9 protein-coding genes, 15 tRNA genes and 2 rRNA genes are annotated in these 14535 nt (G+C 41.1%); 2 read left to right on the forward strand and 24 right to left on the reverse strand.

Annotation, left to right across the window (positions count from 1 at the left end; all coding sequences use genetic code 11):
• Window positions 1–83: 83 nt before the first annotated feature.
• Complete coding sequence (locus ACFW35_RS16740; RefSeq protein ID WP_379847321.1) at window positions 84–1979, reverse strand: PrkA family serine protein kinase; 1896 nt, start codon at window positions 1977–1979, stop codon at window positions 84–86.
• 169 nt (window positions 1980–2148) lie between these two features.
• Here ACFW35_RS16740 and ACFW35_RS16745 point away from each other — a divergent pair, with 169 nt between their 5' ends.
• On the forward strand, window positions 2149–3987 hold the full coding sequence (locus ACFW35_RS16745) for a transglycosylase domain-containing protein (RefSeq protein WP_379847322.1): 1839 nt from the start codon (window positions 2149–2151) through the stop codon (window positions 3985–3987).
• Between the two features lie 173 nt (window positions 3988–4160).
• Here the strand turns inward: ACFW35_RS16745 and ACFW35_RS16750 are convergent, their stop codons facing one another.
• From ACFW35_RS16750 to queG, 5 genes are all read right to left on the reverse strand, one after another.
• Window positions 4161–4730 carry a DUF5366 family protein gene (locus ACFW35_RS16750; protein ID WP_379847324.1) on the reverse strand — a complete coding sequence of 190 codons (570 nt, stop codon included), beginning with the start codon at window positions 4728–4730 and terminating at the stop codon, window positions 4161–4163.
• Window positions 4731–4995: 265 nt separating this feature from the next.
• Window positions 4996–5469, reverse strand: coding sequence for a tRNA (uridine(34)/cytosine(34)/5-carboxymethylaminomethyluridine(34)-2'-O)-methyltransferase TrmL (trmL, locus tag ACFW35_RS16755; RefSeq protein ID WP_379847325.1), 474 nt, complete (start codon window positions 5467–5469; stop codon window positions 4996–4998).
• 86 nt (window positions 5470–5555) lie between these two features.
• Window positions 5556–6440, reverse strand: a complete 885-nt coding sequence (locus ACFW35_RS16760; RefSeq protein ID WP_379847327.1) for an amidase domain-containing protein — start codon at window positions 6438–6440, stop codon at window positions 5556–5558.
• Between the two features lie 67 nt (window positions 6441–6507).
• Entirely contained in the window at window positions 6508–7044 is a 537-nt protein-coding gene (locus tag ACFW35_RS16765) for a methylated-DNA--[protein]-cysteine S-methyltransferase (RefSeq protein WP_379847328.1), read from the reverse strand.
• Between the two features lie 59 nt (window positions 7045–7103).
• Window positions 7104–8249: a tRNA epoxyqueuosine(34) reductase QueG gene (gene queG, locus ACFW35_RS16770; protein WP_379847330.1), complete on the reverse strand. Its 1146-nt coding sequence runs from the start codon at window positions 8247–8249 to the stop codon at window positions 7104–7106.
• Window positions 8250–8328: 79 nt separating this feature from the next.
• On the opposite strand from queG, the gene ACFW35_RS16775 reads away from it, so the two are divergent.
• The gene (locus ACFW35_RS16775; protein ID WP_379847331.1) at window positions 8329–8982 is read left to right on the forward strand and encodes a B3/B4 domain-containing protein; all 654 of its coding nucleotides are present in this window, start codon (window positions 8329–8331) and stop codon (window positions 8980–8982) included.
• A gap of 599 nt (window positions 8983–9581) precedes the next feature.
• Here ACFW35_RS16775 and ACFW35_RS16780 read toward each other — a convergent pair.
• From ACFW35_RS16780 to ACFW35_RS16865, 18 genes are all read right to left on the reverse strand, one after another.
• Window positions 9582–12038, reverse strand: coding sequence for a YhgE/Pip family protein (locus ACFW35_RS16780; protein WP_379847333.1), 2457 nt, complete (start codon window positions 12036–12038; stop codon window positions 9582–9584).
• A gap of 486 nt (window positions 12039–12524) precedes the next feature.
• Window positions 12525–12609: transfer RNA gene (locus ACFW35_RS16785), tRNA-Leu, on the reverse strand.
• 24 nt (window positions 12610–12633) lie between these two features.
• A tRNA-Cys gene (locus ACFW35_RS16790) sits at window positions 12634–12708 on the reverse strand.
• 14 nt (window positions 12709–12722) lie between these two features.
• Window positions 12723–12797: transfer RNA gene (locus tag ACFW35_RS16795), tRNA-Gly, on the reverse strand.
• A 29-nt stretch (window positions 12798–12826) separates the two neighbouring features.
• Window positions 12827–12901: transfer RNA gene (locus tag ACFW35_RS16800), tRNA-Gln, on the reverse strand.
• A gap of 9 nt (window positions 12902–12910) precedes the next feature.
• Window positions 12911–12986 (reverse strand) — tRNA-His (locus tag ACFW35_RS16805).
• Window positions 12987–13003: 17 nt separating this feature from the next.
• Window positions 13004–13077: transfer RNA gene (locus ACFW35_RS16810), tRNA-Trp, on the reverse strand.
• Window positions 13078–13105: 28 nt separating this feature from the next.
• A tRNA-Tyr gene (locus ACFW35_RS16815) sits at window positions 13106–13190 on the reverse strand.
• 81 nt (window positions 13191–13271) lie between these two features.
• A tRNA-Thr gene (locus tag ACFW35_RS16820) sits at window positions 13272–13347 on the reverse strand.
• Window positions 13348–13356: 9 nt separating this feature from the next.
• Window positions 13357–13432, reverse strand: a tRNA-Phe gene (locus ACFW35_RS16825).
• 46 nt (window positions 13433–13478) lie between these two features.
• A tRNA-Asp gene (locus tag ACFW35_RS16830) sits at window positions 13479–13554 on the reverse strand.
• Window positions 13555–13643: 89 nt separating this feature from the next.
• Window positions 13644–13720: transfer RNA gene (locus tag ACFW35_RS16835), tRNA-Met, on the reverse strand.
• A 162-nt stretch (window positions 13721–13882) separates the two neighbouring features.
• A tRNA-Val gene (locus tag ACFW35_RS16840) sits at window positions 13883–13958 on the reverse strand.
• Window positions 13959–13984: 26 nt separating this feature from the next.
• Window positions 13985–14059 (reverse strand) — tRNA-Glu (locus tag ACFW35_RS16845).
• Window positions 14060–14084: 25 nt separating this feature from the next.
• Window positions 14085–14176, reverse strand: a tRNA-Ser gene (locus tag ACFW35_RS16850).
• A gap of 4 nt (window positions 14177–14180) precedes the next feature.
• A tRNA-Asn gene (locus ACFW35_RS16855) sits at window positions 14181–14255 on the reverse strand.
• A gap of 9 nt (window positions 14256–14264) precedes the next feature.
• Window positions 14265–14380, reverse strand: a 5S ribosomal RNA gene (gene rrf / locus ACFW35_RS16860).
• Between the two features lie 67 nt (window positions 14381–14447).
• Window positions 14448–14535 (reverse strand): 23S ribosomal RNA (locus tag ACFW35_RS16865); the annotation flags it as partial.

The raw sequence follows: 14535 nt of genomic DNA on the forward strand, positions 1-14535 counted from the left end.
TAATTTTTTTAGTTTTCCCTATTTTAGTGTAAAAAAACACACCCTGAAAGACCTTATCAGTGTCTTAGGGTGTGTTCTGCATATTATCGATTCAGCAAGCTTCCAACATAGCGCAATAGTTCGTTGGCACTAGTTGTATTATAGCCATGCTCATCGACAAGACGAGCTATTACTTCATTAATCTTTTTCAATTGTGATTCGTCAGGTGTCTTTGAAGAAGTTGTAATCTTCACAACGTCCTTTAGATCTGCAAATAGTTTCTTTTGGATCGCTTCTCTTAGACGCTCATGTGAATTGTAATCAAACTTCTTCCCTTTTCTTGCATATGCAGAGATCCGGATAAGTATTTCTTCACGGAATGCTTTCTTCGCGTTTTCAGAGATACCAATCTGTTCTTCGATAGACCTCATGAGCTTTTCATCCGGGCTCATCTCTTCTCCAGTGAGCGGATCACGGAGTTTATTCTTGTTGCAATATGCCTCTACATTATCCAAATAGTTATCCATAAGTGTTTTAGCTGATTCTTCATAAGAATAAACAAATGCTTTTTGAACTTCTTTTTTCGCAATGTCATCGTACTCTTTACGGGCAGCAGAGATAAAGTTGATAAACCTCTCTTTATCTTCCTTTGAGATGGAAGCATGGTGATCGAGACCATCTTTAAGTGACCGTAATACATCTAAAGCATTTATGGAAGGCGTTTCTTTACGTATAATGGCAGATGAAATTCGGTTTATTACATAACGCGGATCGATGCCTGACATTCCTTCATCAGAGAACTCTCTCTTCAGTTCTTCCAGATCAACATGATTGAAACCTTCTACAATTTCACCGTCATACAGCCTCATCTTTTTAAGAAGATCCATACCTTGTTTCTTTGAATCTTTCAATCTTGTCAGTACAGAGAAAATAGCTGCTACCCTAAGGGCATGAGGTGCAATATGAACGTGAGACATGTCACTCTCGCTTATCATTTTTGCGTAAATCTTCTCTTCCTCTGAAACTTTCAGATTGTACGGCACGCCCATGACAATAATTCTTGAATGCAAGGCTTCGTTCTTTTTATTTGAAATAAAAGAACGGTACTCCGATTCGTTCGTGTGAGCCACGATTAATTCATCAGCGGAGATTAAGGCGAATCTTCCCGCCTTAAAGTTTCCTTCTTGTGTAAGTGAAAGCAGATGCCATAAGAACTTTTCATCACATTTCAGCATCTCCTGGAACTCCATCATCCCTCTGTTCGCTTTGTTCAGTTCTCCATCAAAACGATATGCCCGAGGATCTGATTCTGATCCGTATTCCGCGATTGTAGAAAAATCAATGCTTCCTGTTAAATCCGCAATATCCTGTGATTTTGGATCAGATGGACTGAACGTTCCGATACCAGTCCGTTTGTCTTCTGAGAAGAAGATTCTTTGAACCATCACATCTTCAATTCTGTTGTCATACTCTTGTTCCAGCCTCATTGTATTTAACGGAGATAAGCTTCCTTCTACACGAATGCCATATTCATCATGAAACTCTTTTCTGAGATGCTGCGGAATTAAATGCAGCGGATCTTCATGCATCGGACAGCCTTTTATCGCATATACAGCGCCTTCTGGTGTTTTCGTGTACTGTTCCAAACCTCTTTTTAACATCGTTACAAGAGTGGATTTACCACCCGATACAGGACCCATTAACAGCAATATACGTTTACGGACATCAAGGCGTTTAGCGGCAGGGTGAAAATACTCTTCTACGAGTCGTTCGATTGATTCTTCTAATCCGAAGATCTGATCGCTGAAAAAATGATACACCTTTTGACCATTTTTTTCTGAAATTCCAGCATCTTTTATCATGTTGTATACTCTTGAATGCGCTGACTGGGCTACAAATGGCCGATCACGTAAAATATCAAGGTATTCAGCGAAGGTACCTTCCCAGGCTAGACGCTGTTCTTCTTCTCGATGCAATTGGATTCTTGATAAAATATCCATGAGTACCTCCTTGATTGTATTGGCTCCATCAAGTGTTAATCTACTCTATGCGAGGATGTCCGTAATCATTCTGTTTGAATAGTGATTTTTATTTGAAAAAGTGTTAATTTGTATAAACCGTTTCATGGTAAAATATGTTTATCATTTGTTTTGAAACGGAGAAAGAGTCATGAATCCTAAGCTTGGTGTCTTTGTTGTATTTATATTATTAAGTATGGTGTTTCTATCATTTGTCGGGTTGCGGAAGGAATTCGAAAACTATATTCCTTTTCAGACTGCTGTCGAAACACTCGGTGATGCAAAGATCATCTCTCTCGAACAGAACAGCCGCCTTTTAGATATGAATGGCGGTCTTCTTTATGAGTTTAAAGGGAATGAAAGCCGCATTCATCTTACATATAAGGAAATTCCGCTTCCCGTCCTTCAAGCTTTCATTGCAGCAGAAGATCAAAATTTCTTAGAGCATCATGGCATCGACGGGAAAGCGATCGCAAGAGCATTTATCACAAACTCTTCAGAAGGCGGCATCGAGCAAGGCGGCAGTACAATCACCCAGCAGCTGGCCCGAAACCTTTTTCTGAATCATGAGCGGACGTATGACCGGAAATTGAAAGAGCTTTTGATCTCTTACCGAATCGAACAGCAGCTTTCTAAAGAACAAATTTTGGAGCTTTACATCAATGCTATCTATTTTCAAAATGGAATATATGGTATTGAAAAAGCCAGCCGCTATTACTTTAGTAAACCATCTAAGGAGCTTACTCTAAGCGAAACAGCACTCTTAGCTGCCATACCGAATAATCCGGTTTTATACAACCCTTTAAAAAATCTGGCTAACGCTAAAAAAAGGCAGGAATGGATTCTGCTCAAGATGAAAGAGGAAGGCTATATTGATCAGCCGAAGTTTGAAGCTTCTATTAAACAACCGATTAATTTACAAGTTCCAAAGAGCGATGTTCCCTTCCCAGAAATCGTTGGCTATGTAAAAGAAGAGCTTATGGAATTAATCGCATCTGCTCCTGAAAATAAAGCATTGAGTACAGATCAGATGACGAAAAAGCGAGATGCTTTGTTAAGAAGCGGTGCAGTAATTAAAACTTCACTAAATCCGAAGCTGCAAGCTGAAGCATTGAAGGCTGTTCAAAAAAGACTTTTATATAAGGAAATTGAAGGTTCGGTCGTTGTAGTTGATCATGTTTCGAAAAAGATTGTTGCAATGATCGGCGGAAAAAATGTGGGAATGGAAGAGTTTAACCGGGCTTATCAGGCAAGAAGACAGCCTGGTTCATCCATTAAGCCTCTTCTCGCGTATGCCCCATACATAGATGTATTCGGTCTTGGAACGAATTCAATGATATCTGCAGCGCGAATTTGTGAAGGAAACTATTGTCCCAGCAACTATGGAGGTGCTTCGTACGGTACAGTCTCCTTAAAAAAAGCGATGGCAAGCTCCATTAACACGGCTGCTGTCCGGGCAGTAAAGAAAACAGGTTTCGAGAGAGCCTTTAATTATCTGAAACCGTTTCAGTTTTCAGCGGTGGAACAGAAGGACCATCAGCTCGCCAGCGCACTTGGCGGATTTTCAAAAGGATTTTCGCCCCTTGAGCTGACAAGTGCCTATACGGCATTCGCAAATAATGGAACTTACGTGAAACCTAGAATAATAACGTCTGTTAAAGATCAAAACGGAAATGTTTTATACGAGTGGAATGAGCAGCCGGTTAAAGTTTGGAAGCCGGAAACGAATGCAGTGATGAGGGACATGCTGGCAGCGGTTACGATTTCTGGAACCGCACGGGATGCACGGTTTCCTGGCTCAGTGTACATAGGCGGCAAAACAGGAACTACAAACGATGTTAAAGATTTGTGGTTCGTGGGGCTGACTGACCGGTATACGGGAGGCGTCTGGGTGGGCCGTGACAAACCTGGGAGTCTTCGTTCGATTGAAGGATCCTCACCAGAAGTCATGATCTGGCGCGATATTATGATAAAAGCACATCAAAAATGAAAAGATGACCCTGCCGCTAACTAAAGTGGCAGGGTTTTTGCTTTAAAGGTGCTCTTGAATAGTAATAAAATCAGGTCAGCGACCGATTATTTCCTTGCTTAATATGAATTATCCCACGTTAATAAAAATATAACCACGAGTCGACATTCTCCGACAAAATCACACGAAAATTTTTATGTAATCGACGCTACGAATGCGTTATACAATCGCAAGACGGTATATACAACAAGCAAGCCGAAACCTGTCCAGAAAAACAAATGCATAAAGACCATACCGATGATACCTGCTGTTGACAAACTCGAGCCGATCTTCAAAAGAAAATAAAAGAAATAAATGAGAGAAGCGGCAATGAACACGATAAACATCAGGAATATGGAGTGATTTAATACAATCGCAAGCATTCCTCCGCCAAAGAAAAACCAGCCGCCGCTTTTCCCCTGCTGCAGCAGGATGCCTTCCGTATCTTTAGAAAAAAAGAACATGCTTAAATGCGTCAGTGCATCCGATAAGAGTTTTAAAGCCGCAAATACCATAAAGAACAATAAGAACAAACAAAAACCAACCGATAAATGAATCACATGGCTCTCAAATAATTCGAGCATCCCCTGGTAAACGCCAAAGTATTTAAGCTTTTTTATAACAAGCCGTTCAAGGTGAATGGCGAATCCACAGCTAAATAAGATAATCGAAAATAATGGGAGGTACCCTGTCATATAAACGTTTTTCTTCATTCTGTTACTCATATCCCCCTCAATTTGTAAACTTTCGCAGAAATACATTCACATGAAAACGGTTTTCATTTATAATGGGGAGAGATATTGGAAAGAATAAGACTACTTTCAAAGGAGGAGTTCAGATGGATTTTATCCTCATCCTGCTCGTGATGCTCGCCTTCCTGACTGCAATCTTTACAGCAGGCTTTAACGATCGTCCTGGAAAAAACTAATCCATAATACATATGGAAGTAAAAACGTCCCTCATTGATAAGGACGTTTTTTTATTTCCTCGTTATTTTAACTCTCCGAAACTTTGCTGGCGTAACGCCTCATAAATCAGAATCGCTGCTGTGTTTGATAAGTTCAATGAACGAATATGATCGTTCATCGGAATGCGCAGACATCGATCCATGTTTGCATCAATTACTTCCCTTGGCAGTCCCTTCGTTTCTTTTCCAAAAACAAAAAAGACATCTTTCTCAGAATCGGAATAATCGAAACCAGAATACGTCTGTTCTCCGAATTTCGTTATATAATAAAATTCGCCATCCGGATATTCCTTATAAAAAGCATCCAAAGAATCATGGTGATGAATTTTAACGTGCTCCCAATAATCAAGACCTGCACGCTTTAAATATTTATCTTCCAATGAAAAACCCAATGGATGAATCAGATGCAAGTATGTGCCTGTACCCGCGCATGTACGTGCGATATTTCCTGTGTTCGCAGGAATCAATGGTTCATATAAAACAACATGTATAGCCATTAAAGCTCACCTCAAAAACAATATTCCAACAAGTACTTATTATAGCACTTTTTCAGGAATATCACTCTAGATGGCGAGCTTTACTCTTAAAGAATATGAAAAAATTTATACTGAATTCTTTTCGTATAGGCTGTTGAATCCTCATAGCCCCAATAGCGCATTCTGCTGTTTGTTGTATGAGCATTTACAAGCGGCTCTCCCGACGGATCTTTTGCAACTACTATTGTCGTATGCTGATAATGCCCATCACCGTCAAAATCATAGCAGATAACATCACCTGGCAGTAAAAGGTGGGCAGCTGATTTCTCTTGAGCCTGCAGACTTGATTTCGAACCGCTTAAGTACCATCTTAATGCATTTGCCACCGACCAGCTGTAGCTCCAGGAATTGTTCCTCATCCACCAGCCTTTTGACTTAATGGATTGCGGGGTCATTGGAATTCCACCTGCATGAATACTTTGTGAGATATAGTTGGTGCAGTCATTCTCGAATGATTTATAAGCAGGATTATACGTATTCCACCAGCGTTCCGCATACCGTACGGCAGCCAGCCTGTCATAACCGCCCTTTGTCGGTGCAATGGATTCATTCTCACGTTCAATCTTCGGCAGTTCCCGATAATTGCCTTCAGCATTAGCAGGCTCATCACTTTTCATTTCTCCATCTTGAAAGAAAATAGCACGCCTCTCCTGAGACATTTCCTCTACGTAAAAATCAAATCCATGTTTAATTAGAAAACTATAATGAACAAGATAATCCACATGAATTTTGTCTTCCGTTTCCGTAGTCCGCAGTACACTCCCGTTCGCCTGATTATTAACAATAAATGCATTTCTATCGGTATACATTTGTTTTTTTCGCATAAAGCTTTCTTGTTCATCTTTTAAAAAGAAGCCCCTTCCATCTGCATCAGCATGTATCATCCATTGGGACTGATTTTGAATATATTGCTTTAGCGTTTCCATCCACATCAGACATACCTCCCTGCTTCTTTTAACATATGAGAGATATATAAAAAAAAAGAACCCCTGAAGGGCTCTATGATGTTTTCTTGCAGCTATTCTGTTCGATCGATAATAATATTTCTTTTTTGTCTAATCCTCCGCCATATCCTACAAGTGCACCATTGCTTCCAATGACGCGGTGACACGGAATAAAAACAGGTACAGGATTCTGGTTATTCGCACTTCCGACAGCACGAACAGCCTTTGGTGCGCCGATTCCCTGTGCCACTTCCTTATAAGAACACGTAAGTCCATATGGAATGCTCGTTAGCTGGTTCCAAACTTTTTTCTGAAATGCCGTACCAAACAAATCATAGCGGATGTTAAACTCGTGCAGGTTGCCTGCAAAATAAGCATTTAATTGCTGAACAGCATCTGCTAGATATTCAGGAGAATGAATAAGTTCTCCTTTAATAAAATGCTTAGCCATCCAAGAACGTAAAGATGGAAGGTTATCCTCCATTGAACAAAAATCGAGACGGCAGATTCCGTTCTCCGTTGCAATGATCGTTAACGGTCCGATTACGCTTTCCATTTCTTCATAATAGAGTAACGTTTTAATCTGACACATAATTATCCCTTCTTTTCATTACTTGACCTTACTATATCGGACACTTTAAAGATATGCGATTACGAAATTTCTTGATTTCGAAGCATTTTAAGTCCTTTATCTATCTCTAGCGCCACTAAATCGTCTTTTTCGCGCTCTTTTGCTGATAAAAGTTCTAATTCTGCTTCATTTCTGCCTATTTTACCAATTGCCCAAGCAGCAGTCCCTCTTATAACAGGTCTTGGATCATTTTTTAATAGGTAAACTAAATCAGGTATTGCAGCTTCTTCTCTAAAATGGGCCAATGCTATAATCGCATTTCTCTGAATTGGTTTCTTTCCTCTCCAGCTTCCGGATACATGCCCGAATTTTTCTTTGAAATCTCTATTGCTCATCGTCAATAAAGGCTGTAAAAGAGGCTTTGCAATTTCAGGATCCGGCTCCATTTCTGCATGGTGATGAAAATCTTTCCCTTTGTTTTCCGGACATACAGTCTGACACGTATCACACCCATATAAACGGTTGCCTAGCTTTTCTCTGTATTGATCCGGCAAGAAATCTTTTGTCTGGGTTAAGAACGCGATACACTTTGATGAATCGAGCTGTCCTCCCTGTACAAGAGCACCTGTGGGACATGCCTCTACACATTTATTGCATGAACCGCACTGATCTTCCATGGGTGTGTCTGCCGGAAATGCAATATTAGTAATCATTTCGCCAAGATACATATAGGAGCCAAATTCAGGTGACATAATCGCACAGTTTTTGGCGCTCCATCCTATCCCAGCCCTCTCGGCCACAGCCCGGTCGGACAGTTCTCCTGTATCAACCATAGATTTTATATTAGCATCTGGAACTCTCTCTATAATAAAGGCCTCAAGCAATGCAAGCTTTTCTCTTAATATATGGTGGTAATCCTTACCCCATGATGCTCTGCAAAAAATACCTCTTCGCTCCCCTTTAATACTTTTCGGAGCATTTTTCATTTTGGAGGGATATGCAAGAGCGATCGAAATGATGCTTGAAGCTCCTGTTAAAAGCCGTTCAGGCTCTGTTCTTTTGTCAATGTCCTTCTCTTCAAATCCTGATTGGTATTGAAGATCTTGCTGAACCCGGAGTCTTTCTTTTAACTCAGCAAAAACATCAGCATTAGCGAAGCCAATTTTATCTATTCCGATTTCTTTACTATATGCAACAATCTCTTCTTTCAACTGGGCACCTGTCATGCATATCCCTCCTTTCACATTTATTTTCAATTCGTATGGTAAACTACAAGTATATATTTTTATGAAACGGGGTTCTCTTATGATAACAATTTCGCCAAAAATAAAGGAACTTGTCCCGCAGTTTAAAATAGGCACAATTACATACCATGATATCGCGATTAGCGAGTCTCCGCAAATGATAAAAGGAAGATTCCAGCTTTTTCTAGAATCCTTAAAACTGGAAGACAAAACAGCTGCTGATTACCCAGGTGTTGCCGAATACCGATCTGTATTTAAAAAGCTCGGTACAGACCCTTCACGGTACCGCCCAGCGTCAGAAGCACTGCTGCGCCGCGTGTTAAGCGGCAAAGATCTCCCGCCTATCAATTCAGGTGTAGACGTTAATAATTTCTTCTCCATTCGATTTGCTATACCAATCGGACTTTATAACCTTGATAAAATTGAAGGCGATGTAGAGGTAAGGATCGGCGGTGCTGAAGATACATATGAAGGGCTAAACGGTCGTGAGATGAATATGGAGGGCAAACTTTTGTCGGCAGACTCAATTGGACCGTTTGGCAGCCCTATCGTCGATTCTAAACGGACGATGGTTGACGAGAGTGTTAAGAATGCACTGCATATCGTGTATTTGCAGCCATCTATGGATGGAAGTGAAGCGAGAGAACTGCTGGAGTCCATGGCTAAGATGTTTACCCAGGTGAATGGCGGGACAGCTGAGATTCAGGTGATCTAAACAGGTTTCTAAATTATGTAGCTGAGAGTGTTGAATTATGTAGGCTCGTCAATATATCATGGATATTTGTCAAAATATAATGTATTTTTGTCAATATAATAGGTGATTTGGTGAATATATTAGATGTAAATTTCAATATAACATGCAAACTCGTCAATATTTTATCTAAACGCCCCTATCAAAAAAAATGCAGGGCTTCATTGAGTCAACGAAGCCCTGCATTAAAACCTACAACTAACTTGTTCTATATATAGGCAGCATGTATTGGATTTATGACAAGTTCTTTTGAAAATTTAATTTATTTTCTATATAAAATAAGCAGGCAGAAGAAAAGAAGTATGGTTAAAAGAAAAATTGTTCTAATCGAATAAAATATTTTAGCAATCATGATATCGATTATATCTAAATACCGGGCAATATCGAATATTAAAAAAAAGATTGAAGTAATACAAACTGTTATAACAACAATACAGAAGATACTCAACACCTGGTTCCTGCTCATCAGCATCTCCCCCTACCCCTTTACTATTCAAGGTACAAGAAGAAGATTCAAAAAAAAGTTCCCGGCTTCTTGCCAGGAACCTTCCTTACATATTCAATTATCCTGCTATTTCAAACTTTTGTGACTGACTTTTACCACTTTTCATTAAAAATGCAGCAGCTGACAGCACTCCAAAAACTGCGAAGTAAATCAGCAAAATGCTCATATTTGATAGAGCAGCACCGGAATCATTCAAAGAAATAAATGCTTTAAAACCTGCAATGGAGTAAGTGAATGGAAGGAACTCACTTAATGCACGCAAATTTTCTGGAAGCATATCTATCGGCAAGTTCGCTCCAGTTGTAGAAAGCTGCAACACCACTAACGCGAAAGCTATAAAACGTCCGGCATTTCCGAACAAAGCAAAGAACAATACAATTGCCGTGAAAACCAGACTTACAAATAGAGCAAACAATACAAAACCGGCACCATTGTACACATTCATATTTAAAAACAGAAGTACTACCAGAGATAGAAGTAATGCTTGTACAACAGCAAGCGATCCCAGGTTCATAAACTTTGCACCAAACCATGATAATGCTGAAACCTCTTCAGGTTTCTTGAAGTTAATAAACAAGGACATGATTAAGATTCCAACAAATAAAGCAAGTGATATTACAAATGGTGCTGTTGAATCCCGGTAAAGAGGATACTTGTTAACCGTATCACTCTTTAATTCAACTGGAGAAGAGAACATGCTGATATTGGCATCAGTAGCTTTTTTGATCCCGCTCGTTTTTTCTGCTCCTTCCATTAGACCTGAAGAAAGTTCTCCGCTTCCATCATTCAGTTTACCTGCTCCGTCATTAAGCTTTGTAACACCTTCTGTTAAGTCGCCCCAGCCTTTTTCTACAGAAGCATTTCCATCGCTAACTTGACTCATGCCTGAATGAATCCTGGAAGCACCGCTTGTCAGGTCACGCCAGCCCTTTTCCACTGTTGAGTTGCCAGCAGAAATCTGGCTCGCCCCCGCATTAAGTTTTGTGACTCCTTCTGTAAGTGTACTCCATCCATTATTTACAGATTGGTTACCCGCAGCAATCTGGGCCGTTCCTGCTCGAAGTTCTCCTACCTTTCCTACAAGTGTATCCCAGCCACTTTCCACAGAAGCTGTTCCCTTTTGCAGCAGTGGAACCTTTTGATTTAGTACAGTCACACCATTATCAATGGCTGTTTGCCCTGCTACGAGCTGATTCATCCCATCTGCTAATGAATTTGGACTAGGGACTGCATTCTCAGTGAAAGCACCAGCGACCTTTGCTGCACCTTGCTGAAGAGCTGCTAGCTTTTGACCCTTTACAGGATCGTTTGCTGCCGCTGACAATCCTTGACCCGTCAAATAAATTTTCATAAATGCAGGATCATTCTTTAACGCAGGATTAGCTGTTAAGAATGCATCCAAATCTGCTGACAAACCTTTCAGTCCTGCTCCTAACTGTTGTGATTCTGAAACGACAGTATTTACTCCGGCAGAGATTGCTTGTGTCCCAGGACCAATTTCAGACTTTATAGCTGTCTGAGCACCTTTTAAACCATTTAAAATTCCAGTAGTTCCTGCTTTAAGTTCAGGAATGCTTTTTTCTAATTGTTTTGCTCCTTCCGCTAAATCTTTAATTCCTGGTTGCTTATCCTTTAAACCTTGCAATAACATCCCAGTTCCTTCATCAGCTGCTGCAGAACCAGCAGCTAATTTTGAGATGTCCCCTGATTTAGTTTGTAAGGAACGAAGCATTTCAGCAGTGCCTGCAGTCAATTCTTTAGAACCATTAGCAAGTTTGCTGATATCGCCTTGTTTACCAGATAAAGAATGGAGCATTTGTCCGGTACCAGCCTTAAGTTCGTTTGCTCCATCTGCTAACTTTGATATATCCCCTGATTTTTCTGTAAGCGATTGCAAAAGTTGGTTTGTTCCATCATTGAGTTGAATCATTCCATCATTCAGCTGTTTTGAGCCATCTGCAGCTGATTGAAATCCGTCAGAAACTTCTCCAAGACTTGCAAACATATTTTTAGCGTATTTCTCAGTTATTTTGTCTCCAAGCTTTTCCCGGATTTTTTCAGTTGCACTTCTTGTAACTTGAGCAGCCATGAAATTCAGACCTTCATTTTGAATATAAGTCAGCTCCAACTTTTGAGGCTGATTCCCAAGTACTGTTGTTACTTTTTCTGAAAAATCTTCTGGAATTTGGATGACCATATAATAATCTAGATTATCTAACCCTTTCTTGGCTTCAGTTGAACTAACAAATTCCCAGCCAAGATCCTTTCCTTTCTTTAAATCTGCAACCAGATCCTCCCCTACATTAATCGGCTCCTCACCAGACATTGCTCCCTTATCCTTGTTGACAACTGCAACAGGTAAGTTAGACAAATTGTCATATGGTCCCCAAGTCGGTGACAGTAGAATCCCGCCATACACGACAGGTACAAGCAGAGCGGCTATGACAGAAATCAGCACCCCTTTCTTTGCTGCTAACTTTGCCATTTCAGCTATAAATAAGCGAAAGACATTCATCCCTTAACCCCCATAATAATAAAATAAATTCCTAATGAAGATAATGAGTGAATTCTCATTCATTTCATTAAAATAATTATTCGAATTAAGTACAGATAAATCCTTCTAACTTATCAGAAAATTGTAAAATATTATCATGACATGAGACTTTATTCCTTATTATAGTTCATGATCAGATATATAAAAAACTTCCCATTATAAAATGGGAAGTTACATTTATATGTAAGTTAGTAAAATGGCCCCCCAGCTTGGCTATGCCGCCAAATAAAAACACTTATTCGCCATGTTCCTAAACTATTCTGTATAACTATAAAAGGTAAGCTTTTTATTGGACAATTTATACAAACCATTGTATTTCTTATAAAGATGAATAAGTAACATAGAACAATACAGTCGGTCATAAGAGCGCAGGTTGAATCGATATCTCATCCTTAACACAAATAAAAAGCCAATGCACTAGGCATTGACTTTGTCATTTGTATGTAATGGTACCGGTGGTCGGGGTCGAACCGACACTCCAGAAGGAACACGATTTTGAGTCGTGCGCGTCTGCCAATTCCGCCACACCGGCATTGTAAAGCTTTTAAAACTTGAATGGAGGCGGCACCCGGATTCGAACCGGGGGATAAGGGTTTTGCAGACCCGTGCCTTACCACTTGGCTATGCCGCCAGATAAAATTCAAATGGAGCGGAAGACGGGATTCGAACCCGCGACCCCAACCTTGGCAAGGTTGTATTCTACCACTGAACTACTTCCGCAAAAACATCTTATTCATAAATATAAAAAATGGCTGGGCTAGATGGATTCGAACCAACGCATGACGGAGTCAAAGTCCGTTGCCTTACCGCTTGGCTATAGCCCAACACATAAATGGGGCGGACGAGGGGAATCGAACCCCCGAATGTCGGAACCACAATCCGATGCGTTAACCACTTCGCCACGACCGCCACAATATTTATTTAAATGGCAGGGGCAGTAGGAATCGAACCCACACCAAAGGTTTTGGAGACCTTCGTTCTACCGTTAAACTATGCCCCTGTAAGGATAAATATGCTGAAAAATAAAATGGTGGAGGGGGACGGATTCGAACCGCCGAACCCGGAGGGAGCGGATTTACAGTCCGCCGCGTTTAGCCACTTCGCTACCCCTCCACAAATGAAGACAGGTTCTATTGTAAGTTATTTACGACCTATTTTCAATACGTTTTTTATTCCAATTAAGGAAGAAAAAACTGGTGCCGGCTAGAGGACTTGAACCCCCAACCTACTGATTACAAGTCAGTTGCTCTACCAATTGAGCTAAACCGGCAAAAAAAAATGGTGGCTCGAGACGGAATCGAACCGCCGACACGAGGATTTTCAGTCCTCTGCTCTACCGACTGAGCTATCGAGCCAAGAAAGAATAATTCTTGGTATTTTATAGCCACCATAAAATAAAAATGGCGGACCCGACCGGGGTCGAACCGGCGATCTCCTGCGTGACAGGCAGGCATGTTAACCACTACACCACGAGTCCATGTTCATGAAAAAAATTGGTTGCACCCTATGGGCACTCCAGATATTTCAGGGTCAAGAAGAATCTCGACGTTGTTCATGAAATATTATTGGTTGCGGGGACAGGATTTGAACCTGCGACCTTCGGGTTATGAGCCCGACGAGCTACCAGACTGCTCCACCCCGCGATGATATAAAAGTTTCGGACGATGTATCCGAGTATGATATTGACTGTCTCTTCCTCTACATGTTTATCTTAGAAGCGTATCCGTCGAGACATGTCGTCGTGATTTCACAGAAGCTTACGCTCCATGCTCCACCCCGCGATAATATAAAGTATTAAAAGTTAATGGTGGAGGATGACGGGTTCGAACCGCCGACCCCCTGCTTGTAAGGCAGGTGCTCTCCCAGCTGAGCTAATCCTCCATATAAAGTTGGTTATGTATAAAAAATGGTGACCCGTACGGGATTCGAACCCGTGTTACCGCCGTGAAAGGGCGGTGTCTTAACCGCTTGACCAACGGGCCATCTTTGAGTTAGAGAGTATGTATCTGGCGGAGAGCAAGGGATTCGAACCCTTGATACGGGGTTGACCGTATACACGATTTCCAATCGTGCTCCTTCGACCTCTCGGACAGCTCTCCAATATGGCTCCACAGGTAGGACTCGAACCTACGACCGATCGGTTAACAGCCGATAGCTCTACCACTGAGCTACTGTGGAATATGTATGGCTCAGCGACGTCCTACTCTAACAGGGGGAGACCCCCAACTACCATCGGCGCTGAAGAGCTTAACTTCCGTGTTCGGTATGGGAACGGGTGTGACCTCTTCGCCATCATCACTGAACCAATTATATAGAGAGTATGTTCTCTCAAAACTAGATACGACGTTTCCAAACGTTTCATGCAATTTTAAGGATAAGCCCTCGACCGATTAGTATCTGTCAGCTCCACGTGTCGCCACGCTTCCACACCAGACCTATCAACCTCATCATCTCTAAG

This window comes from Fictibacillus sp. NPDC058756 (assembly GCF_042746035.1).
Lineage (GTDB): Bacteria > Bacillota > Bacilli > Bacillales > Fictibacillaceae > Fictibacillus.